Raw genomic sequence first — 24,014 nt, 5'->3', positions numbered from 1 at the left:
AAATTCGATGGTCTAAGAATACATGTTTGAGAATCCTGTAGTGTTCGGTAGGCAACCAAGCGAAATCAATCATGGCGATCGGCTGCGCCTCTCTCGACGTCGTAATCCTCGCGTCTGCCCCCGTCTTACTGGAAAACATCTGACGTACGGGTTGATGGCGAAACAGACGACAAGCTAACACGCGTAGATAAAAGAACGGTGACGTAATCGTCTGGGATCTTAACTATCTTGAAAGCGTTTGCTCCGTGTTGCCAAATTAGTATGACGAAATACGCTCCGCCAAAAAACGCATCGCCATCGAACGTGCGTCTCCGCACATTCCGACCATACTGGCGCGGGTACGCTCGTTCTCAAATACAAACAAATTTTTGGCCGGTTCGCTGATTCACTTCGAAGACACTGCATCGAAACGCGGGTGATGAACTTGATAAATCCCAGGTGAACCTATGACACGGGCGGCGCAGGATACAAACAGAACGTTAGTGTACGGAGAGCGCCGGCTCGGTACCTCTATATCGGACGTCCGGTGATTTGAGCTAAGACTCGTTAAGGAGGCCGCGACGCGGCTCTGGATGAGGCCGGATTGATGCCATTGTCATTAATCAACATCGCCCTCGTCCGTGCTGCAGGGCGTTTGATTATCGAAGCAGGGCCGTGTACCGCACCATTCGGGGACTAGCACAGTAGGGCAGAAGAAATAACAATCATAGAGGGAGCCTGCGCGATGGTCATCAACGTATCGAAACCGTATTTGCCGTCTATGGATAAGTATGTGGAATTACTTGAAGGGATTTTCTCGCGCGAATGGCTCACGAATAATGGACCCCTTGTCCGGCAGCTCGAGGCGGAACTGAAGGACTATCTAAAGATCGATAACTTGCTGTTTGTGTCCAATGGCACGATCGCACTGCAACTGGCGATCCGCGCGCTCAGCCTGACTGGTGAAGTTATCACGACGCCGTTCAGCTATGTCGCGACGACGTCGAGCATTGTTTGGGAAAACTGCCGACCTGTGATGGTGGATATAGATCCGGGTACCCTCAACATCGATCCGGATAAGATCCGCCGTGCGATTACGCCGAGCACCAGCGCGATTCTCGCGACGCACGTCTATGGCAATCCATGCGACGTGTTCGCGATCGACGAAATTGCACGCGAGTATGGCCTGAAGGTGATCTACGACGCCGCGCATGCGTTCGGTACGTCCATTGATGGTGAATCAATTTTCGCCTGGGGCGATATCTCGGCCACGAGTTTCCATGCGACAAAGCTGTTCCATACAGTCGAGGGCGGCGCGGTGTTCGCGCGCGACCCCGATGTGCAACGGGTGCTTGCGACGATGCGCAGCTTCGGACAAGTCGGCGAGGGGTTTGTGCGCGTGGGCATCAATGCCAAGAATTCCGAATTCCACGCGGCGATGGGGATTGTAAACCTCCCCCACGTGGACGAGATTCTTGCAAGCCGCCAGGCCTTGTCCCTGCGCTATGAGGAAGGACTTGACAGGGCGAATTTGCGTCGTCCGGTGATACGTGTGCCGTGCACGTATAACCATGCGTACTTCCCCGTGATTTTCGATAGCGAAGCGATGCTTCACAGAGTCACCGAAGCACTACGCCGGAGCGACGTTTTTCCTCGTCGTTACTTCTTTCCATCGTTGTCATCCCTCAACTATGTTGGCGTTCAGAATACGCCGATCAGCGACGACATAGCCTGCCGGGTTCTAGCGTTGCCGCTTTATTTTGGTCTCGAGGACGCTGACGTTGACAGGATCTCTAGCGTGATAGTCCGGGAGTGCGGATTATGCGGCGCGGACGTTCCGGACCGGCAAAAGGCGCCGCAACCCATGGACGTGCTTGTCACGGCGCTGACTCCGCCCGTGGAGGGCGCCACGGTTTCGGGCAGAAGAAGGCGCGTCGCCGACCGAGCGTCCACGCCGGCCGTGGCGGGTGCAGCGTGACCATAGAGGATCGAGTGATTCGGATTGTCCGTCCGAATCCATTCGAATCTTCGCAGCGGCCCGTTAACGAGCAGACGATTTTTCTCAAGGCCGATAGTGTGGCTAGAAGAAGGTGGTTCCATCCAATTTTCCAGGAGTTTCTAATTCGGAATCCTCTTTGAATTCATACCGCACAACGGCGACGTCGGGCCAAATTCGCCGAATTTTGTCGATGCGTCTACGCAAGCGGCGCTTGTGGGCTTTTCTTCACGTAGTTTGCATGACGCGATGCTAAAACACAGCCTGATTACCAATTTCGCCAGCCAGATCATTACCGCTGCGCTGAGCATTGTCATGGTGCCGATTTACGTGCGCCATCTGGGCGTCGAGGCGTATGGACTGATTGCGATCAATGCGGTACTCCTCGCTTGGGTTCAGGTGTTGGATCTTGGGCTGTCACCGACGCTTTGCCGTGAACTGGGCAGTCTACGCGCCGGCACCGGTTCGAAAGTGGAAGTGAGCCTTCTGCTTGAATCGCTCGAAAAGCTCATCATCGGCCTGTGCGCCGTGCTGCTCGTATTGTCGATTTTCGTGGCGCCGTTCTTCGCAGACCGATGGTTGAAAACGACGTCTTTGCCTGCGCATGACATCCGTATCGCATTCGTACTAATGATGTTCACCGCGTCCGCACGCTGGCTTTCCGCGCTCTATCGCGGTGGAGTGGTTGGAATCGACCGGCAGGTCGCGTTGAATGGCATTGTCGTCACGTTTGCTCTGATTCGCAGCGTGCTTGTGGTGCCCTTGATCGCCCTGGTGCCGCGCATTGAGGTTTTTTTCTCGTGGCAATTCGCGGCCATTGTCGGCGAAGCGGCGGCGATGCGCATTCTGCTTGGTCATTCGATCGATGCGCGCTTCTTCTCAATGCGCTTCTCGTTGTCGGTGCTTTTGTCGCGAGCGAAGCTATCGCTGTCAATCGCATTCTCGGCGTTTATGTGGGCGTGGACGTCGCAGATAGACAAGGTTATTTTATCGAAGATGCTGCCGCTGTCGGCCTTTGCGGTATTCAGTATGGCGACGCTGCTCGCGGGCGGGATCATGCTACTCGCGAACCCCATTCAGCAAGCGTTCATTCCTCAGCTCACGGCGGAGAGTTTTGGCGGTGGCGCGCGCATCCGCAGGATGTATCTACTAGCGACCGAGGTCACGTCAATAGCGGTGATTCCTGTCGCGGCAATCTTTGCGTGTGCACCCGATTCTGTGTTCCGGCTCTGGTCCGCAAGCGCGCCGGCGACGCCCGAGGCGCTGCGCACGCTTCAGTGCTATGCCGTCGGCAACGCGTGTTCAGTAATCGCCGCGCTAGCGTTTCTGGTGCAGTACGCGAAGGGGGATTTGTCGTTGCACCTCAAAGGCAACGTCGGCTTTCTGGCGCTTTTCATACCTGCAGTTTTATACGGGGCAATCCACCATGGTGCGGTAGGTGTCGCCTATGCATGGTTAGGAGTAAATATTATCCTGCTACTCGGCTGGGTCGCGATTGTGCACAGCAAGTTTCTGCCTGGACTCAATGGCAGTTGGTATCGCGGGCTTGCCGCGCGCGTCGCTATGGTCGGCGCCGTAGGTGTGGCCCTCTATCAAGCGGAGTTATCGTCGTTTTCGCGCATCGAACTCTTTTTCATTCTGTCGGGTGGATGGATCGCTATGGTCGCAGCAACGGTGGTGGTCTCTCCTATCGTTCAGCGTAAGGCTCGGGCCATGATAGGACGCCTCGTTTTTAATTAAGGAAATAGCATGAATGCCTATACCACCGATTCCGTTCAAGCCCAAGCTGCGCCAGTTGTGTCCGTCGTGGTGCTTTGCTACAACCAGGAAGAATACATTGGTGAATGCTTGCAAAGCGTGCTCGATCAAGAACTCGACGTACCATTTGAAGTGATCGTCGGTGACGACAATTCGACAGACAATTCTCTAGAAGTCATTGAGTCGTTTCGCACGCGCTATCCAGCCGTGCTCAAGGTTGTGTCGCATGAACAGAACTGCGGTTTCTCGGGCAATCTCGCGGACTCGCTCGCGATCGCGACCGGTGAATACATCGCAAACATAGACGGCGACGACATCATGTTGCCCGGCAAACTGAAACGCCAGCTCGAATTCCTGAAAACTCATCCGGAATATGGTTTAGTCGCGCACAAAATGCGTACAGTCGATGCAAGCACGAAGACGCCTGTGAAGTTCCAACTGCCACGCAGAAAGCCTGCTGTTTTCGACGCCGAATATCTCATTGTGAACGGCCCGTTCTTCTTTCATAGTTCCGAGATGTATCGCGCACATCTGCGCCGACGGAATCCCGTCAATCGCGCCCTAAAAGCGGTATCCGACGTCGCCCACCTGCTGCATGTTCTATACGGCTCGCGCGCGTTCTATCTGGACGAAGAATTCGGTCTCTATCGGGTAAACCCAACCGGCGCGACGGCCAATGTGATTAGCAACCCGAGGCGTCGCAAGCAGTACGTCGACGACCTGATTTCTACGTGCCAGATAGCGGAGGACCTGGGCATGGCGCGTAGCGTGGTGAACCGTGGACGCGCTAACGCATACCTGAGCTCCGCGATTTTCTATCTGGAGCACCGCTACAGCGAGGAATTCGTGCACTGCATAGAGGCCAGCACGCGCGCCCGACTGCTCAGCGCAAAGCAGGTCGGACTGTACTTGGTGCGCCATTGGCCGCGTGTGGTGCGGCCCGTATATTCGGAGGTCAGGAGCTTGCTTGGGTTCCTGCGTACGCGCGCATGAGGGTGCTTACAGAGAGCCGCGGTCGTGCTGCGAACAACAAGGTCCGCTCGCTCGATCTATGGAACAAGACGGTGCTTGCCTGGTACCGGATGAAGACGCGCCTGTGGTATGCGTACATCTTCAAAGCGATCGGCGCAAAGACGACGATCTACCGGCCGCTGTTATTGACAAACGTGCAATACGCGTCGATAGGCGAGAGGGTGCTAATTCGTCCGGGTGCGCGCATCGAGCTTGTCGTGACTGATCCTGACGCGCTGCCGAGTCTTGTCATTGGCAATCGAGTAAACATCGAGCAGAACGTGCATATCATATGCGGCTCTTCGATCCAGATTCAGGACGGCGCGACGATCACCGGACACTGCGCAATTGTCGATGTTGATCATCCGTATGACGACGTGGACGACGCTACGCGTGTTGGGGAGCGCTTGCGGACGCGCGGCAACCACGTCGTGATCGGGCAGGGCGCGTTCATCGGCTTCAATGCAATCATTCTGCCCAATGTGACAGTCGGACGCAATGCGGTCGTTGGCGCTCATTCTGTCGTTACCCGCGACGTGCCGGATTATTGCGTCGTCGCCGGCAATCCGGCACGGATCATCAAACGCTATAACTTTGAAACCAAGTCCTGGGATCGAGAGAAACGATGAAAATCCTAATTACCGGCGGCGCGGGCTTTATCGGCTCGAACCTCACACGCAAGCTAGCCGCACAGAATGCCGACATCACGGTGCTCGACACGCTGTCGCCGCAGATTCACGGCGACGATCCGTACAACAAGTCGGCACTTTTTTTGTCATTGCCTCCGGGCGTACGCTTCATCCAGGGCTCGGTGACCGATCGTCCGACGCTCGAGCGCGCCATGCAAGGGCAGGAAGCAATTGTTCATCTCGCGGCCGAGACCGGAACAGGCCAATCGATGTACGAAGTTGATAGATACGTCGACGTTAATATTCGCGGCACTGGGTTGATGCTCGACATCCTGGTTCAGAACGACCGCAACACCGTTCGCAAAGTGGTGGTTGCTTCTTCGCGCGCAATTTATGGCGAGGGCAAATATTATTCGCCTGCGGCCGGCTTTGTATATCCCGGCGCGCGCCTTGAGAAAGACATGCTGGCAAGTCGCTTCGACCATCTTTGCCCGCAATGTGGCGAGCCAATGGAGTGTGTGCCAACCGATGAAGAATCCAAGATTCACCCGTCGTCTGTGTACGGCATCACCAAGCAGAATCAGGAGCAGATGGTGATGACTGTGTGCCGGTCGATCGGCATTGGCGCGTCAGCGTTGCGCTACCAGAATGTTTACGGCCCGGGCCAGTCGTTGTCGAATCCGTACACCGGCATTCTGTCGATTTTTTCAACACGCATTAAGAATGGTAATCCGATCAAGATATTCGAGGACGGATTAGAGAGCCGCGACTTCGTGTATGTGGACGATGTGGTAGATGCGACCTATGCCGCGCTCACCAGCCCGAAAGCAGACGACCAGGTGTTCGGCATCGGTTCGGGTGAGCGCACGGCGGTCATCGATGTCGCGAAGGCACTGCGTGAGCTCTACCACAGCGACGTCGATATTGAGGTGACTGGCGCGTTTCGTCTGGGCGACGTGCGGCATGTCTATGCCGACTTGACCAAAGCGCGCGAATTGCTGGAATTCGAACCGAAAGTGCTCTTCCGCGATGGCATAGGAAGCTTTGCAAGGTGGGTAGACGAGCAGGAAATCGTGACGGACACTTACGAGAACAGTATCGGCGAGATGAAAGCCAAAGGCCTCTTCAAAGGCTTCGAGCATGACGCGTGATGACACACAGATGGCCATGTTGGATGGCCGGCGGCAGTCCTCGCGTTTTTAGATCCTTTCGAAGAAAGTTATCAGCCCTTGGGCTGATTGTGTAATAGGTCCAAGGAGGCACGATGGCAGTCACAACTGAGACCCCGTTGATCGGCGTGGTTACCGTTCTCTACAATTCCGACGACGTCCTCCCCGATTTTTTTGCGAGCCTTTCTGTTCAGACGCATCTGAACTTTAGGTTGTATGTGATAGATAATGGTGCGAAAGACACTGGTAGCGTGTTGTCGCGTGAGCTTTCGACCCAATACAATATCGACACGGAGATCGTATTCAACAACGCAAACGTCGGGGTGGCACGCGGTAATAATCAGGGTATTCAGATGGCGCTCGATGACGGCTGCGAATACGTGCTTCTGGCGAACAACGACATCGAGTTCCGAAACCCGACAGCGGTGTCCAACCTGCTGTGGCGAGCCACAGCAGCGGGCGCATTGGCCTCGGTGCCGAAAATTATCTATCACGGAACGAACCAGATCTGGTGCGCTGGAGGCTGGTTCTCGCGCCTCAAGGGGATAACCCCGCACATAGGGTACCAACTGGAGGATCGGGGTCAGTTTGACGAGGAGATGTTCACCGAGTACGCGCCTACCTGCTTCATGCTCCTGCACAAAAGCGTGTTCGACCGCGTTGGGTTGATGGACGAAAAGTACTTTGTTTACTACGATGATAGCGACTTTGTCTGGCGCATGAACGACGCAAAGATTCAACTGCTATACGTGCCCACATCCTGTATCGCCCATAAAGTCGCGGTGTCGACGGGCGGCAAAGAAAGTCCGTTCACTCTTTACTACACGTCACGCAATCGCGTTTACTTTAGTCGCAAGCACTTACCTTTCGCCCATTCGACAATCGCCATTACCTATTCGATCGTGGGGATGGCGGTGAGGTGTGTGAAATTTTCGCCGGCGGCAAGGATGAGTGTATTCAAGGGCTTTAAGGCCGGCCTCACATTGTCGGTCACTGATCCGAGTGTTCATAGGCGCGTTGCCACGGCTGACCAAGCGGAGCGTTGACCGGTGTGTCACGAAATGAGAGGCTGTGTCGCCGCGCCTGAGGATGTCTGGTCGCTAGCGATGACTAACGACCGCGAGCACTGGATACCTGTGACAAGTGATGCTTGAAGACATCAATCGAAAAACCCCGACCGGTGCGACTGGGCCATCAATTGATTGGAACGGATAGTGTCCCCTCCAACGATTGCAGGACAAAGTGTTCTGAATTTGGCGGGGTTGGAGTTGGCGCATGCAGTCCGAACGAATGGTTTGCAATTCTAGCCGTGGCGTGACCCGAATTGATCGATACGCTTGACCTGTCGCTTGACAGACGCGAAGGCACTGCGTCGTACTGGCTTGTTGGCGATCAGCGCGAAGAGGGTGCTTAGCTCGATTCAATCGCAACTGTAGGTCGGATGAAATGCATGGAGCATAGAAGCCGAGCACTATTTCACGGGGATGCTTCTGATCTCCCGCATGCATGAAACCGGTCTGGGAAGAATGTTTTCGCATTATAGATAGGATAGTTAATTAACTAGCCGGAGCAGCGTCACATCGACGGATGCCGGGTTCTGGTTGGCCTCCTCGGTGGCTTTATGAGAGGCTAGGGGAGTACTCCCATCTGTCTAACGACCGCCGTGCCGCTCTACTGAGGCAGCTAGCGGTCGGTTTCATCAGACACAAGCAAAACTGGATTCGTTCCGCGCTTCAGTGCGGAATCGCACGTTCGCGTCTGGTGAAGTACCGTATAAACAGGAGGGACGACTTTATCAAAGCGAGCTGACCATGCAACCAAGAGGAATGCCGACTTGCAAAACCGTCACACGCTTGGTGCAACTGAGCAGTATCGAAACGACATCCCGGCCTTTGTTTCGGTGCGGTAACGGCGGTCAGTTTCTGTACCGTAGCCCCGAACCCGCCATGCTCCGCCTACATCTTCACAAATCGAAAAACGCACGAGACCGCGTCTTTGGCGAATGAAAACTCGCCAGGAAATGGCCGTCCGCGAGTAGCCGTTGTGATTGATTGCCGGGCTGATTTTAGTACTTGTAATTAGTAATACTAAATATATTTCGTGGGTCATTTGTCGGTCGAAAGCCGAAGGACCGGCTTCAGTGCGCTGGCAACAGCCTCCGTTCTAGCGATTGAACCACGTAGCGATGTGCAGACTGGTCCTCACGATGTGTTTCGGAGTTCGAGAAACGGATGTTGAGTTTGAGGCGAGGTCCGGCCCTTGGCGTGGTCCACCCAACGCGAGGCTGGGAACTAAGTCTTAAACCGGACGAAGTGTGAAGTATTCATGGAAACGCCTCTCTAAACAAGTGAGCTCGAGATGGAACGCACGTCTGCAGATAAAGGGATTTTCTGGATCTTCTTTATCGCTGTCATTACGCAACGTTTGGCGTTTCCAGTCGGTGGGACTCAGCTACCGATTGCATTGCCGATTTACCTTGCAATGACTATCTTCTTATGTTTCACGAATAAACTCGCCATAAAACGCGCACTTTTAATGTGCGTCCTTGGTGTTTTAAGTCTCCTGTTCATTACATGCCTTCTTGCAAGCAGACCATTTTCGATCACGTCATTACTCTATCTTTGTTCTCTTTATCTGCCCTTTTGCCTTGGCCCCATTACTACTGAAAATATAGATGCACGCCCCGTGGATGGCTTTAAATGGTTTTCCACAATGATGTGTGGGTTTGCTGCAGTCGCAATTTGGCAGTACGCCAGTCAAGCCTATCTCGGAATACCGTATTTCGATCCGCTCAATCTACTTCCCGCATCGTTCCAGATTGAAGGTTACGTGGTCACGTATCCTATTATATATGGATCGCCGATTTATAAATCGAACGCTTATTTCTTTCTTGAGCCATCTTTTTTATCTCAATTTATGGCGCTTGCATTGTTGATAGAAATACTTGTATTTCGTCGAGTCATCGTCATGGGCATGCAAGTTCTCGCGCTCGCGTGCACTTTCTCTGGAACAGGTCTATTACTGATTGCAGTCACGCTTCCAATCGCCGTTCTGTTCAACTTGTCGAACAGGCGGGTGGTCGTTGGTTCCGGGATCTGCGCGTTACTGGTTATTGCTGCAGTCGTTTCAAATCCAACCGTCTTAGATCGCGCAGGGGAATTGGATTCGCAGGACAGCAGCGGTTCAATGCGTTTTTCAACACCCTATGAACGATTAACCCAACTATCTCTTAATAGCGCATCTGACCTTCTTGTCGGATATGGCGCGGGTGCAGTCGATCGTTTGAAAGGCGGCCAAATTGCAAACTTTCCAGCGATTCCAAAGGCCGTCATTGAATATGGATTGATTGGTGGCTTACCGCTTCTTGCCCTGATCACTATTCGCATATTTGGAGCTGTTCGTCACTTCCCGATTGCGTTCGGTCTCTTCTGTATGCAGTTCTTTCTTTCCGGTGCATTACTCCAGCCGATTTCGATATTTCTATTATTTTACTTTTTTTCATTTAAACCACCGCCAGACAGCGATTCGATCATTCCCTTCGTTCAGTACGTTTAAAGGGCGCGAAAAATGAATGTTGTATTTTTATCTCATGTATGCGATCGCAAAGCATCCAACGGCGGGATGGTTTATTCGAATCAAATCATCTCCCAGCTTCAGCGAATTTGCGATCGTGTTGACGTGCTGTACGTTTACGAAAACCCACCCAAGTGGAGACGGTGGAAGATCGCGCATGCGTTTCTCAGATCAATCTTCGCCAGAAATCCGGCGAAAGTCATTTACTTTGATCGAGCGGAGACCCGCCGGTCGTTCTCAGAGAAGATACAAGCATCCAACGCGGACGTCGTGATTTTCGATCACCTCGAAACCGTTATTTACATGCGGCCGGTTCTGGATCGCGTCCGCCTTGTACTTATTCAACACAATGACGAGGCACGGCTTTACAAAGAGCGACTGATGAAGATTCGTCATCCGCTACTTGCTCCACTGCTTAAGGCAGAGTGCAGAAAGTTGGTGAATTTTCAGAAATATGCATATACAAAAATTAAAAACAAGATTTTTATATCACTTGATGAAATGAAATCGGAGACTGAATCGATCGATTTTGATAATCGCTTTTGTTTGCTGCCGTCTTTCGATTCTTCCGTTTCGGAGAAGTGCCACGACTGTTCTCACGGAGAGCCGATTAATGTGGCGTTTTTGGGAAATATGGACTGGTGGCCTAATCAAGACGCGGTGAACTGGCTGCTTGAGGAAGTCTTTCCGCACGTGGTTACGGATATCAAGTTACACCTTATCGGAATGAATTCCGATGCTGATCGGTATCGACGCTCTAATGTCGTAGGTCATGGCTTCGTGCGTGATGCAACGGCTATTTGGGAGAAAGCAAATATATTCCTGGCTCCGATTGTGTCGGGAGCCGGGCTTAATCTCAAGGTTGCGGAGATCATTTACAACAGGAAATCGATAATCAGTACTCCGAGAGGCGTACGGGGAATCCCGCTGATCGGTGATCCGGCGATCCTTATTAAGCAGACAGCGATTGAATGGATAAGTGCGCTGAACGATCGTAGACAACTTGACGAATTAAATAGAACGCTGCCGCTTATTCAAAACTCGAGCTTATTCGAACGACGCACATCTTCTGACCGATTGAAACTATTCTTGGAGACATGCAAATGAGCGTTCCGATTCTATACATCGCGTCGCGTCCATTTCTCCCTACCTCTGGTGGCCGTGAAAAGATGATTTTACAGTCTCTCGAATTTTTGGAAATCAGATATAGGGTCAGTGTTGTCATATTCAAGGCAAAAGTGGAATCTATTGATATACGAAAATATCAGGCCAGGTTCCCGTCGTTTGAATTTTATGTACTCGATCTTCCGCCGGTTCGCCTGTGGATCGTCCAATGGATGTGTGCTGGGAGGCTTCTGCCATTCCAGGTTGCAATGTACATGTCCAAAGAAGCAAAGCGTCAAATTCAGGCAATCATGCTGAAAAAGCAATGCGAACTTGTTATTGCAGATATGCTTCGTACGTCTATGCTTTTTCCATCCGATATTTGCACCTCTCTAATTGAACTGGATGACCTTTTATCTTCGCGATATTCTCAAGCTAAACGGGAGAATTCAAGTAGCCGGTCGCTCGGTACCTTTCGAAATCGGGTGCCACCATTTTTGCGAAAAATTGTTGAATCATTCGCACCGGCGATATTCTCTTATGAAAGGTGGGCAATTGACCGCATGGAACGGAGAAGTCCGAACGTGCACAGCGCGGTAACGTTCGTTTCTCACGCGGAAGCAAAGCTTCTCAGAGAGAGGACAGGTGCCTTAAATGTTTTCTCCATTCCTCCATCTATCAAGGCGACGACAATTCGGAACCGGCGTATGCCCGCCTCAGTCGAGCGGAAAAATCTGATGTTTTTAGGTAATATGCGGACGGGCGCGAACCGTATGGCCGTGCAGTATGTGCTAGATACCGTCCTGCCGGCATTACGCTCCCGCGGCATGGATTTTTGCTTCTATGCCGTGGGGCAGTGTCCGCCCGATTTGATTGCACGCTACGAACGTCCCGATACTGTTTTTACCGGGTTCGTCGAAGATCCAGAGCCACTCTTTGCGCGCATGCACCTTCACCTGGCTCCAATGTTTGGAGGCACAGGTATCAAGACGAAGGTGCTGGAATCGCTGGCACGTGGAATACCGACCATTACGACTCCAGATGGTGCAATCGGTTTAAACGTCGAGTCAGGTAAAGAGCTATTCATTTGTCGAGATGCTGAAGATATCTCGTCCCGCTGTATGGAGCTGGCGATGAAAAGCGATCTTTACTGGCGAATGAGCGAGGCGTCGGCATTCTTTGTCTCGAGTCATTTTGATTTTCAGACTAATCGAAACAGATATCTGGAAATTATTTCCACCTGCCTGTTAGAGGCCGCACATAAAAGGCGGTTCAATCAGGCTACCTCGCGGTGGGCGCCGGCACTGGAAACAGGCTCGCAGAGTAGCGGCGCAATTGACAATCTTCGGGTCGAGGGCGATTCTGACATTTAGGAGCTAGCATTCAACCCGCCGAACTTAGTCAAGATTTTTCTACCAACAAAGTTCTGAGCCATGAATTGATGCGGCTTTTCGTGGCTTTGATGGGCCTTGTCAATGAAGAGATGTGCGACGGGGACACGCTTTAGTGGATCGCATGATATGTCGGCTACGTCCGTTCCGAGCAACAGGGTAGGGAGCAATGATTTGAGGCCAGTTGGACGTAGGCGCGGTTAGTTCATCCGGAAGATGTGGTTTTGCAAGTGAATATCGTACTCCGCGGATGAGGCCAATTCTGTCGACGTTCATGCGGTCCGGAGGCTAATGTCTCGACCGGGAAACCCCAGTCTTGACGGCAATGCTTATCGGGAAAACAGCGTTCGATATTTCGCTGCCGCCAGAGGAACACGACCGGAACCGGGGCCTTCGATGGCGGCATCGGGACCGCCGAGAAAAGTGTTCCAATACGCTTGATATAGTACATTGGGCGCCCCCTGCGCCAACCATGCGTAGAAGTTTTCGACGAACGACGGGCAATCTCCATGGCCCTTATCCGCAGTCGAACAAGACCATTCGGGATAAGCTTCCGGCTTTTGATGCTGTCGAGCAAAACTTCTCAAAGCTTTCAAACCCGCATCGGCATTTTTTATATCATCCCAGCCGTGATGGTATTCATCGTAAACGTCCATCGATATGATGTCGACGACATCGTCGCCAGGGTAAGCGCTCCTCCAGTCAGACGCGCTGTAGCTCTGAAAATCCGTATTCCAGTCGAACCGTATTTGAGGTGCGACTTTGCGCATGACGATGACCACGCGCCGAAAAGCCGCCTTGTAACCGGACGGATCGTCAATCGCGCTCCAGGGAAACCATTTGCCATTGTGTTCCCAGCCTAGGCGGATAATTACCCGTTCGGGATGACCGGTTGACTTTATGTTGCTAGCCAGATCCCTGAATGTTTTATCTTGCTGGCCACTGATGATGGCCGAAAATTTCGGTGTCTTGTCCGAAGGAAGCTGTAATGGAACCGACATGACCTCGACATGCTTGGGATCGCCATTGAGCCAATCTTTAGTGGCGCCAATAAAATAGGGATCGGCAACATCGCGCCACGTATCTCGTGCTGTAAAGACAACCCGATAAAGAACTGGCTTGCCTAGCCAAGCCCCAAACGATTTGTATTGCGAAGTATCTGAATCACCCTCGGAATGGAGGCCTACCGCGGCAAATTGTTCGGCGTTTGCGCTGATGGACGATAGCGCTAGCAAAGATGCCGCGGCGAGCAGTTTAAAGTGTGGCATTGATCTACCTCATGAACAGACAATCCGGGGGCCGCTCTGCGCCCGAGCAACATGCCGCCGGAAAAATCCGGCGCAAGTCAAGGCGTGGCTTCATCGTCGAGTGGGAGCGTGAAAGGGTGAACGCGAAGGAAAAGCCGCCCCTTCGCACCCACAAACTTGTCGCGCCGAGAATCTTTAATCCGTATGGTAGGACACGTTCCCGCGTGGTTTGTATAGTGAGGCTGGCCAACATATAGTAGAAGTACAGCGGCGCGGGACCCAGGCCCCGCGAATTACCTCGGCAACGGCAGGTTGGCCTGCTTCCCGAAAAATCGGATGCTTAGGCAGCGGCCGTTGTACGGACGATGTCTACGCATAAAAGAGCGTCGTTGCGAGGTCGAACCTTATGTTATTAAACATGACCGTCGTCGGACACCCTCGCGAGTTGCTGTTTTGGTTGGATCCGTGAAAGGCTTTCCGGTGCCCCCTGGAGAAGCTCTGCAACGACCAAAGAACTGAAGATGAAGCAAGTAGATCTACCGTGCAAGCAGCGCTTTCCGAACACGAACTCCCCGCAAATCACGTGGACATGGCCAGTGTGAGAAAGAGAACAAGTAGGTCGTGTTCGACCCTATCAATACTCTATATCGGGACGGTAGTGCCAGCGAGGGGTGTCCACACTATATACGGGCGACGCGCGCGCTCCCGTAGGGTCTCTCAGTAGTCGGCCTTGAACAATCGCCAAAGCCTTTACTGACGGGCGTTTAAGGGCGAAACCGGATTGCTGGAATTGCAGGAGACGGGCATATTAATGCACGAAACCCTGCAAATTCTGGCGAGGTCCGAATGGGTCCGAAAGCACGTGTGACAGAGCGAGATTTCTTCCGCCAACCGCTGCTTGAGCAGATCAATTTGAAGCATCCCTTGGTGCGCTTGGCCGGCTTGATCGATTGGGAGCGACTAGGCACAGCGATGAGTGAGAGCTTCGTGTCCAGTGCCGGACGACCCGCGACATCACCGCGCTTGATCGCGGGCCTGCTCTATCTGCAACACGCATTTGACCTGTCTGATGAGGACGTCGTGTGGCAATGGGTCGAGAACCCCTATTGGCAAGTCTTCACTGGCGAGACGTTCCTGCAAACCGAGCCGCCGATCGATCCGTCGAGCCTGACACGCTGGCGCAAGCGCCTTGGTGAAGCAGGTGTTGAAGAACTGTTGGCGGCGACGATCGAAGCGGCCAAACGTGCAGGCGTGATCAAAGCGTCGAGCGTGAAGCGCGTGATCGTCGACACGACGGTGATGCCCAAGGCAATTGCCCATCCAACCGATTCACGCTTGCTCGAGCGGTGCCGTGAACATCTGGTCAAAGCCGCCGCGCGCCACGGACTCAAGCTCAGACAGAACTACAACCGCGAGGCGCCACGCCTGGCACTGCAAATTGGCCGCTACGCGCACGCCAAGCAGTACAAGCGCATGAGAAAGACGTTGCGTACGCTGCGCTCGCGTGTGGGCCGGGTGATGCGCGATGTCGAACGGCAAGTCGACCGAGCGTCGGACTCGGGTCGCACTGCGCTGCTGGAACTGATTGCCCGTACGAAGCGGATTCTGTCGCAGAAGCCCAAGGACAAGAACAAGCTGTACGCGCTGCACGCACCGGAAGTCGAGTGCCTGGCCAAAGGAAAGGTTCGCATACCATATGAATTTGGCGTGAAGGTATCGATCACAACGACTCACAAGGAAGGGCTGGTAGTCGGCGCGCGCTCAATGCCCGGCAATCCGTACGATGGGCACACGCTGGCTGAGGCTTTGGAGCAGGCGGCAATCCTTAGCGATGTCAGTCCGGAAGTGGCGATTGTGGATCGGGGTTACAAGGGCGTCGCGCTCGACGGCGTAAAGATTTACCACCCTGGTTTGAGGCGTGGCATCACGCGTGGGCTACGGGCGATGATCCGGCGGCGTAGCGCGATCGAGCCGGCCATCGGTCACATGAAAGCGGATGGCAAACTCGATCGTAATTGGCTCAAAGGCGCGTTGGGCGATGCGATGCACGCGGTACTGTGCGGTGCCGGCCACAACCTGCGCATGATCCTCAGGAAGCTGCGGTTTTTTTACGCCCTTATGCTGGTCTTGTTGTTGAACACACTCGCTTGCAAGTCCCTATCGTGACTCAACTCGCAGCGAGCAAAATCAATTGTTCAGGGCCGACTCAGTAATAGACTGTTTGCCGCCGCGTTCTGCCAATTGCTCGTATTTTCGGAAGCGGATCCGGACCACAGGTATGCGGTTATTTGTTATTCATCCGCGCAATGCTGCGTTCACGCCGTGCTGTGATTGGTTCTTCCTTGTCCATGTCCGGCACCGAAGCCAGCGCTCGCAGCACACCATCCAACACCTTTCCCCCGATGGTATGGTGAAAGATCCACACTCCGTAGATGCGTCCCCGGAACGCCGCCTCGCTGCCGATCTGAGCGTCGGGGCGGAACCCGGCGCCAAGACCAAACGAGAACAATCCGCGCACAACGTCGCCGTTCGCATCGAACGGGCGCCCGAATGTATCGGACATCAGTCCGCCTTGGCCGAGTTGCAACGGGATAGACTCGCCCCAATGATCAATCAGCACGGACGTATTTGGCCCATATCCCGCACCGTGGATTACCGCGAGCGACCCGCTGAGGTAATCGCTGGCGCGTGTGCTAGCACCATCCCCGGTTCCGGCTTCGATCAGTTCGACGCGCGGTTTCGCGTCGGGCATACGGCCGCTTGAAATGATCGACCGCGCGACATCGAACGCACGGTACCGTAAGCCGCTCGAACGATTAACACGCTTTGAGATCGGGCAAACGTCGTTCGGTTCGTCAACCGGATAGCCATTGGCACGCGCTTCTTCGGCTGTTTCAAAAAATAAACGGATCGGCGAGCGGTGGATCACAGCGATCTCATCAAGGCCAACACAGCCTAGCTCCGTCGCGAGGCGGTCCACTATCGAGAACGCGCTGTGCGAGCCGCCGATGACCGTGATCCGATTCGGGCGGCGGGTCGGGCCCTGAGGGAAATAACGCGCGAACGTGCCTACCAGGCGCGCAGTCGTCATGCTCAGCAAATCGTCAGATGCGTAGGTCTTGACGCCGACGCCCGGCGGCGATACGCCAAGTCCGCTACACAGTTCGTCGATTTCCTCCACGCGCTGCCTGCCCCCGAGATTCATCACGACGGTGTCGCTTGATACCATGTGGTGGACGGCCGGGTTACGCACGTCGTGATAAACGATGTCGAAGTGACCGCTTTTAAGGCGTCGGATCGTGTCGATCTCACAGCCGCGAAGCACTTTCACGTCGTAACGGGCAGCTAGGTGGGAAATGAGTCGCTCGGCCGCGAGTGCGAGCAGGTCGCCGACATCGGAAAGGTACGGTGCGCCATCGCCCGCAGCGACCATCTGCTTGTACAGCGGAGAGTATTTGCGGAGGTCGTCGAACACCTCTTCAAAGCTTTCGTGTTCGAGACAGGCGAGGAAAGTTTTCCCGATTGAATTGCCGATGACGTTTGCATAGTCGCCGAGTTTCCCCGAGCCGAGCCAGAAGCGTTTGTCAATAATCAAAAGGCCGTTTCTGGCGATGTCCCTCAGTTTGCCGGTCTTGAACGCATGAAAGAGGAAGCCCATGCCCGCAGGGCCAGCCCCGCAAATCGCGCAAGAGAACTCCATGCGTGCGTTCCGCCCGCTTGGTGGCATGTCTGGCTGGTGACGAACCACGTGCGTTGATCTCCATGCGGAACTGAGGGGAACCTTCACTTTCGCGCACGATGGGACGGTGCTCTGTTCGTTCCCGTACCAAGCTACAAAATGTTATGAAGGTAGGCTTGGCAATTAGGTTTCGGCGGCCGTGTACAAGTGACATTCGCGTCCGACGCCAGGGGATTCAGCGGGGTCTCGACGCGGAGTTTTCTGTCCGCCTGCAGCGATCGTGATATATATCCCGTTCCGGAGAAATGGCTGAAAGCCGCTCTCGGAATACCCGAGCAGAGGGGGGGGGCTTTCCGCCCCAGGTCTCCGGTGAGGCCGATCCTACCGTGTTGGGAGGTCTGCATCGACAGGTCGCGGCCGGGGTGCGAGGACGTACATCGCCACCTGTGACGTCAAGCGCCGTTATCCGACCACGCCACCGATTTTGACAAGTGCCGCCACCGCGCGGGTGCAACCATCTGGATTCCGCAAATGCTGCTTGACGATATCTCTGCGTTGACGAATGTGGGATCGCTGCTTTCGCCGCAACACGAGATCGTGGCGCCTTACGATATCGAAGTAACGGATAGCCATGCCGTGGGTTATCGCGCACTCGGGCTTTCAAACGGCATTCGCAATGCCGCTTTGGCTGAATTCAATCCGGATTACGCAGCTCAGTCGCGTGTACACGTGATTAATGGCATGGGTGTGACACTGGGTGATTCCGTCATCGGCCTTACTGCTCTTACCGCCATCAAGGCCCAGTTTCCGCGCATTTCCTTCACGATTTATCGACCGGCTCATGCGCCTGGCTACGTAAAGCGTCTTTACGAGCTAGCCGCACCGTTATTGGGTTCCATCGTGGATTTGCCGGTGAAACTTGACGCAATTACTTACAAAGAATTGGGCGTGGACCTAGGCAATCATTTATTCTGGCCAAAGTTCGCTTCGCTGCCGATGATCGATTTTTTTCTCGATGCAATGGGGATTAAGGCCGACGAAGTCCAGGCTATAGACAAGCGCAATCACTGGCTGCAGAAGCTGGCGTTGCCAAGGCCTCAGACGCTAAAGGGCGACTATGTGTTGCTGTGCCCGACCGCAAGTACGCCGGTGCGCAGCATTCCTGCATCTATGCACAAGGATTTCGTCGAAGCCTTATGGCAGCGCTACAGGCTTCCCATAGCAGGCTTTGGCGCTATCGATCATATGCTTTACACTGACGTCACTTCGCGAGCGCCCGACACGGCAGATTTCCTTGCGTGGATCAAGCACGCGGCTTATCTGGTGACGCCGGATACAGCCGCCGTTCATATAGCCGCCGGCTTTGATATCCCGACGACGGCGTTTTTCACGACCATCGCGCCTGATTTACGGGTGCGCGATTATCCACACTGCAAGGCCGTTTCCTTACCAGTTCCTGAATTGGAAGGCATACAAGCCAGCAACCGGGCATCAGATGTCGAACGGGTCGAACGCGCTTATCGGGCGCTAAGGATAGATACGGATTTTTCTGGATTTGCTTAATAGATGCACCGAAAAGCGTACTGAATACGTCAATCGGTAAATCGGAATAAATTACTTGGAAGTGTAAGAATTATTTGTGATAACGGTCGCTGAAAATCTACTGCTTTGTCATATTCGGGCAAACCATTAGGGTGGTATGCTTCCTGCAATAATCTTCATACGCAAGATGCCAGAGTTGGGTTGTGCGCCGCTTTGGAACCTGTTCTGCACCAGGTAGCGGATTTGATGCAGATTACATGCACCATCTTGTTGTTTTTAGCAAACGTTTGCGAATACCTCGAATTTCTTGATTCATCCGTTTACAGGCGGAAAAAATGCCTGCTACGCTTGGTTCAACATTCGCAGCGCGGTCCGGCTGCATGGAGCAACGCAATGTTTTTCGACGAACTCAGTAATGAAGAATGGGCATTGGTTGCCGCCCTCGTGACTGAAGGCGAAGTCCGTGAACACCGGCGTGGCCGTCCGCGTGCGCATCCGCGCACGATCGTGAATGCCGTGCTGTGGATTCTCACTACCGGCGAAACCTGGTCGAAGCTGCCCAGTCACTACCCGACCGTGCCCACCTGCCGCCGTCGTTTCAACGACTGGCAAATGAACGGCACGCTGATCGAAATGGTGACGCGGCTGGCATCGCGTGGCCGGTCCTTCGCCATCCTGCCGTCCACGCCCACCGAAGCGCCGCCGCGCCAGACGCAGGCCACCTACGAATGCGATCGGCTGCGCGGCGTGTTCTGGCAGAACCCGGAGTCGTGGGGCGGCTCCGACGGAAACGGCGCAAACGCGGTGGACGCATTGTTCAATACCGTCCCGCGCCGGATAGCTGAAGCGCACGACGTTGCGCGCGCCAATGCGCCAACGCCGCTGTCGGCAGGCAGGGCGGCCATGGTCAGCACGGCTTCGCGTTCGCTACAGCGCGAGCCGTCGGGCGCGGGGGCATGGCACCATTCCGTCGATCCCTTGCCAATGGCCTTCGAGCCCGACTGCGCCCCTGTGCATGACGGCCGCGGCTACGCCATCTACGCCATCGCGCGGCCGGTAGCGGGCAGCATGTTCCGCGGCTGGGCCGAAATAGTGAAGGACGGCCGCCGGGTGGAACGTTCTGGCCTGATCGGTCCGCGCTACGAAAACCCGCAGGAAGCGGCGGACTACGCGCTCGAATGGTCTCGCAGATGGATCGCGGCGCAATCCACGCGCGTGAGTCATCCTCCGCAAACCGCTGCGGACGCGCCTCATCGTGCAGCGCCCGTTGTCAATGCGGCCGGCTACGCGCCGCAGAGCGAGCCGAAGCATGAACCCGCCGCAGCGCCGGAGCGCGTTGAGATCCGCCGCTATGCGGACGTGCAAGGCTAACGCCGGATAGTGCACAGGACGACCGCGTCTGTTCCAGTCTGTCTGGTTTGACTCAAAATGGTTTTGAGCTCGAAACGCCGAGCGGCGCGTGTCAATCACGTGCCGCCCGGTATTTTTATTGCCGGCCGTACTTGTCGTCGAAACGGACAATATCGTCTTCGCCCAGATACGTTCCCGACTGCACCTCGATCATTTCAAGCGGCATCTTGCCCGGGTTCTCGAGCCGGTGTTGCACGCCGATCGGGATGTAGGTGGATTCGTTTTCCGCAAGAATAAACGTCTCGGTGCCGCGCGTGACAAGCGCCGTACCGCGTACCACGACCCAGTGTTCGGCGCGGTGATGATGCATTTGCAGTGACAGCCGCGCGCCCGGTTTCACCACGATCCGCTTGACCTGGAAGCGCTCGCCGTTATCGATGGAATCGTAATGACCCCACGGCCGATGCACCTTGCGATGATCCGCGGCCTCCTTGCCTTGCTCTGCTTTGATGCGCCCGACGATCGCCTTCACGTCCTGCACGCACTCCTTGTCCGCGACGAGAATGGCATCCGCCGTTTCCACGATCACCAGGTTATGCGTTCCCACGCACGCGATCAGCCGGCCTTCGGAATGCGCATACGTGGATGAAGCCCCCTGGAACATCACGCGGCCACGCGCGACGTTTTCTTCGCCGTCCTTCGGCAGGATCTTCCAGATTGCATCCCATGAGCCCACGTCGGACCAACCTGCGTTCAACGGCACGACGGCACCCGAGCAGACGCTCTGGTCGTTTGCCAACTGCTCCATGACGGCATAGTCGATAGAGTCCGACGGCGAGGCCGCGAACGCCTGCTTGTCGAGCCGGAAGAACTCGCCGTCGTGCGTGCCGGCATCGCAGGCGGCACGGCAGGCGCTGTAGATGGCAGGCTGGAAGTGTTCGATGGCCTTGAGCCATATCGAAGCGCGCACAATGAAAATCCCCGCGTTCCACCAGTATTCGCCGGAGCTGACGTACTGTCGCGCGAGTTCGAGATGCGGTTTCTCCACGAACTTCTCGAGTTGCCACGCGCCCGAGCTAAGCATCTGCTGGCCGACCTTGATATAACCGTAGCCCGTTTCGGCATGCGTCGGCACGATGCACATGGTGACGATCGCACTGTCCTGGGCGCACTTGGCGCCTGTACCGATCGCCTTGTGAAATGCTTCGGTATCCGTAACAACATGATCTGCGGGCATCACCACGAGGATAGCGTCTTCACCAGCCGCCATCGCATGCATGGCAGCGACAGTCAGCGCGGGCGCCGTATTGCGCGCAAGCGGCTCAAGGACGAGATGCGCGCGCCTGCCAGCGGCCCGCAATTGGTCGGCGGTCGTGAAGCGGTGATCCTCGCCGCACACGATGATTGCGTCGTCTATACGCGCAGTGCCGTAGGTCAGGCCATCCAGGCGCTGAGCGGTGGATTGCAGCAGCGACTGGTCACCGATCAAGCCAATCAATTGCTTGGGGAAGTGCTCGCGCGACATGGGCCACAGGCGTGTGCCTGCGCCGCCGGCCAGGATGACCGGCTGGATTCTGAGTTTCATTTCAATGGCCCCGGGCGTGAGCGGAGTGCTGGTAATTGTCGTGTCGAGAGCGGTCATGACGAGGGAACTCCTTGGGCTTGATCGGGTATTACAATTTTTAGCACGTACTAAATAGCTGATAAATCAAAAAACAGAAAAATAATCACTTGTCATACTCAAATCGGTAACTTGGTAACTAAATCGTAACGAGAGTCATGGATTGAATTTTTTTCTTACCTTTCAGGAATTTTTTCTCGAAAATTAATCACCTTGGATTCGGCTAAACGCCTTTGTCAGCATGGTGTTGAGCGATCAGTAACAATCTGAAAAAAATTCATCAATACATCGCCTGTAGACTGCTGTCGTGGCCTTCAAACCGCTTCGTGACAAAAATAAATATGCGGAAAGACGTGAATTAAACCGCGCATTATTTTGCGGTTGCAGCATGAATTTAATTCCAGCCTCATACGGGTATGTACCAAGGCGACGAGCGCTCTCGTTTCTCCGCCTTTGCTTTCTCTCTTGCAAAGCCAATGAGTGAAGCTGAAGCGAGATCCAGGCAGACCGTATCTACCCACCCGAGGTGTCTTACATGTTGAGCGTGCTTTCGAGAATGATCGACATTGCGATGGTTGCGCTGGGCGCGCTGCTGGCCGCATCGCTGCACGCGGGAAATGCCGTCTGGCTCGACGATATGCAAAGCACGCTGCTCGCGTTCAATTGCGTGCTGGTGATCATGACGTTCCCGTCGTTCGGGATATACCAGTCGTGGCGTGGCAAGCCCGTGTATGACCTGCTGTGGCGCGTGACGCTGGCGTGGCTGATGGTGGAGGGCGCGGGCGTGCTGCTGACCTTCAGCGTGCATCGCGCGGATTTGTTGTCACGTATGTGGCTGATGTACTGGGGCGCGGCGACAGCGGCCTTGCTGATGATCTCGAAGGCCGGTGTACATGCCACGCTCAAGTTGATCCGTCGCGAAGGCTTTAACCAAAAAGCGGTAGCCATCGTGGGTGCGGCGCCTTATGGGGAGTTCTTGATCGAACAGATGCGCAGCCGTCCCGAGGCGGGTTTCAGCCCGGTCTATGTGTTCGATGAAACCTTCCCGGACGTCATGCTGGCCGGCGTACCGGTAAGCCGCGACCTGAATGACCTCACGCAGCTGGTGCGTGGCCGCGCGATTCGTGAATTGTGGCTGGCACTGCCGATTTCGCAGGAGCGGATCATCCACAAGCTCGTCACGGAGTTCCGCGACGACTTCGTAAATATCCGCTTCATACCGGACGTGCGCGCCCTGTCGTTCTTCAACCATGCGGTGGTTGATCTGCTCGGTGTGCCGGCCATCAACCTGGCTGCGTCGCCGATCACCGACCTCAAGGTGCTGCCGAAGCGCGTGTTCGACCGCCTGTTCGCCGCAGGCGTGCTGCTGTGCCTCGCGCCGTTGCTGATCGTGCTGGCGGTGGCCGTGAAGATGTCCTCGCCGGGACCGGTGTTCTTCAAGCAGAAACGCAAGGGCATAGACGGCTACGAGTTCGAGATCTACAAGTTCCGTTCGATGAAAGTGCATAAGGAAACGGCCGGTCACGTCACGCAGGCGAAGAAGGGCGACAAGCGCGTGACGCGCGTGGGTGCGTTCCTGCGCAGAACCAGCCTGGACGAGTTGCCGCAGTTCATCAATGTGCTGAGAGGCGAGATGTCGGTGGTCGGTCCGCGTCCGCATGCGCTCGAACACGACGACATCTACAAGGATCTCGTCAAGGGGTACATGTACCGGTATCGCATCAAACCCGGCATCACCGGCTGGGCGCAAGTGAATGGTTTTCGTGGCGAGACCGACCGTATCGAGAAGATGATGGGGCGCGTGAAACTCGACCTGTACTACATGCAGCACTGGACCTTCGGCCTCGACATGAAGATTGTTGCAATGACCTTGTGGAAGGGTTTCGCCGGTTCGAATGCTTACTAAGAAGTTTACCAAGACCCCCGCCAAGAATGCTTTGAATAATTTGCCAACCCTGGAGCGCG

General features: G+C 54.9%; 16 protein-coding genes. 13 read left to right on the top strand and 3 right to left on the bottom strand.

Annotated elements, in window-relative coordinates; genetic code table 11:
• The first annotated feature begins 724 nt into the window (after positions 1-724).
• The 9 genes from ACSQ8V_RS14505 (at position 725) to ACSQ8V_RS14465 (ending at position 12,592) form a co-directional block, all read left to right on the top strand.
• Positions 725-1,957 (top strand): DegT/DnrJ/EryC1/StrS family aminotransferase, encoded by a 1,233-nt coding sequence (locus tag ACSQ8V_RS14505; RefSeq protein ID WP_436206125.1) that lies wholly within the window; start codon positions 725-727, stop codon positions 1,955-1,957.
• A gap of 267 nt (positions 1,958-2,224) precedes the next feature.
• On the top strand, positions 2,225-3,715 hold the full coding sequence (locus ACSQ8V_RS14500; RefSeq protein ID WP_436206124.1) for a lipopolysaccharide biosynthesis protein: 1,491 nt from the start codon (positions 2,225-2,227) through the stop codon (positions 3,713-3,715).
• A 9-nt stretch (positions 3,716-3,724) separates the two neighbouring features.
• Positions 3,725-4,726, top strand: coding sequence for a glycosyltransferase family 2 protein (locus tag ACSQ8V_RS14495; RefSeq protein WP_436206123.1), 1,002 nt, complete (start codon positions 3,725-3,727; stop codon positions 4,724-4,726).
• Positions 4,723-5,373, top strand: a complete 651-nt coding sequence (locus tag ACSQ8V_RS14490) for an acyltransferase (protein WP_436206122.1) — start codon at positions 4,723-4,725, stop codon at positions 5,371-5,373. Before ACSQ8V_RS14495 ends, ACSQ8V_RS14490 begins: the two co-directional genes overlap by 4 nt.
• Positions 5,370-6,524: an NAD-dependent epimerase/dehydratase family protein gene (locus tag ACSQ8V_RS14485; protein ID WP_436206121.1), complete on the top strand. Its 1,155-nt coding sequence runs from the start codon at positions 5,370-5,372 to the stop codon at positions 6,522-6,524. The genes ACSQ8V_RS14490 and ACSQ8V_RS14485 overlap by 4 nt, the downstream gene beginning before the upstream one ends.
• Before the next feature lie 113 nt (positions 6,525-6,637).
• Complete coding sequence (locus tag ACSQ8V_RS14480) at positions 6,638-7,588, top strand: glycosyltransferase family 2 protein (RefSeq protein ID WP_436206120.1); 951 nt, start codon at positions 6,638-6,640, stop codon at positions 7,586-7,588.
• A 1,312-nt stretch (positions 7,589-8,900) separates the two neighbouring features.
• Positions 8,901-10,097 (top strand): hypothetical protein, encoded by a 1,197-nt coding sequence (locus tag ACSQ8V_RS14475; RefSeq protein WP_436206119.1) that lies wholly within the window; start codon positions 8,901-8,903, stop codon positions 10,095-10,097.
• A 12-nt stretch (positions 10,098-10,109) separates the two neighbouring features.
• Positions 10,110-11,222: a glycosyltransferase family 4 protein gene (locus ACSQ8V_RS14470; RefSeq protein WP_436206118.1), complete on the top strand. Its 1,113-nt coding sequence runs from the start codon at positions 10,110-10,112 to the stop codon at positions 11,220-11,222.
• Positions 11,223-11,956: 734 nt separating this feature from the next.
• On the top strand, positions 11,957-12,592 hold the full coding sequence (locus ACSQ8V_RS14465) for a glycosyltransferase family 4 protein (protein ID WP_436206664.1): 636 nt from the start codon (positions 11,957-11,959) through the stop codon (positions 12,590-12,592).
• A 347-nt stretch (positions 12,593-12,939) separates the two neighbouring features.
• Here the strand turns inward: ACSQ8V_RS14465 and ACSQ8V_RS14460 are convergent, their stop codons facing one another.
• Positions 12,940-13,878, bottom strand: a complete 939-nt coding sequence (locus ACSQ8V_RS14460) for a glycoside hydrolase family 26 protein (protein ID WP_436206117.1) — start codon at positions 13,876-13,878, stop codon at positions 12,940-12,942.
• A gap of 825 nt (positions 13,879-14,703) precedes the next feature.
• Here ACSQ8V_RS14460 and ACSQ8V_RS14455 point away from each other — a divergent pair.
• The gene (locus ACSQ8V_RS14455; RefSeq protein WP_436206116.1) at positions 14,704-16,023 is read left to right on the top strand and encodes an IS5 family transposase; all 1,320 of its coding nucleotides are present in this window, start codon (positions 14,704-14,706) and stop codon (positions 16,021-16,023) included.
• A gap of 118 nt (positions 16,024-16,141) precedes the next feature.
• On the opposite strand, the gene ACSQ8V_RS14450 is transcribed toward ACSQ8V_RS14455, so the two are convergent.
• A complete protein-coding gene (locus ACSQ8V_RS14450) occupies positions 16,142-17,557 on the bottom strand; it encodes a hypothetical protein (protein WP_436206115.1) in 1,416 nt (471 codons plus the stop codon).
• A gap of 510 nt (positions 17,558-18,067) precedes the next feature.
• Here ACSQ8V_RS14450 and ACSQ8V_RS14445 point away from each other — a divergent pair.
• Both ACSQ8V_RS14445 and ACSQ8V_RS14440 read left to right on the top strand, forming a co-directional pair.
• Positions 18,068-19,099 carry a glycosyltransferase family 9 protein gene (locus ACSQ8V_RS14445; RefSeq protein ID WP_436206114.1) on the top strand — a complete coding sequence of 344 codons (1,032 nt, stop codon included), beginning with the start codon at positions 18,068-18,070 and terminating at the stop codon, positions 19,097-19,099.
• A 372-nt stretch (positions 19,100-19,471) separates the two neighbouring features.
• Positions 19,472-20,449 (top strand): transposase, encoded by a 978-nt coding sequence (locus tag ACSQ8V_RS14440; RefSeq protein ID WP_436206113.1) that lies wholly within the window; start codon positions 19,472-19,474, stop codon positions 20,447-20,449.
• Positions 20,450-20,564: 115 nt separating this feature from the next.
• Here the strand turns inward: ACSQ8V_RS14440 and ACSQ8V_RS14435 are convergent, their stop codons facing one another.
• Positions 20,565-22,070: a mannose-1-phosphate guanylyltransferase/mannose-6-phosphate isomerase gene (locus ACSQ8V_RS14435; RefSeq protein WP_436206112.1), complete on the bottom strand. Its 1,506-nt coding sequence runs from the start codon at positions 22,068-22,070 to the stop codon at positions 20,565-20,567.
• 514 nt (positions 22,071-22,584) lie between these two features.
• Here ACSQ8V_RS14435 and ACSQ8V_RS14430 point away from each other — a divergent pair.
• Entirely contained in the window at positions 22,585-23,955 is a 1,371-nt protein-coding gene (locus ACSQ8V_RS14430) for an undecaprenyl-phosphate glucose phosphotransferase (protein ID WP_213767082.1), read from the top strand.
• Positions 23,956-24,014: the final 59 nt, after the last annotated feature.

The organism is Caballeronia sp. LjRoot31, from assembly GCF_964253885.1.
GTDB lineage: Bacteria > Pseudomonadota > Gammaproteobacteria > Burkholderiales > Burkholderiaceae > Caballeronia.
Note: the sequence above shows the minus strand (reverse complement) of the source record. Positions and strands in the feature narration are given on the sequence as shown.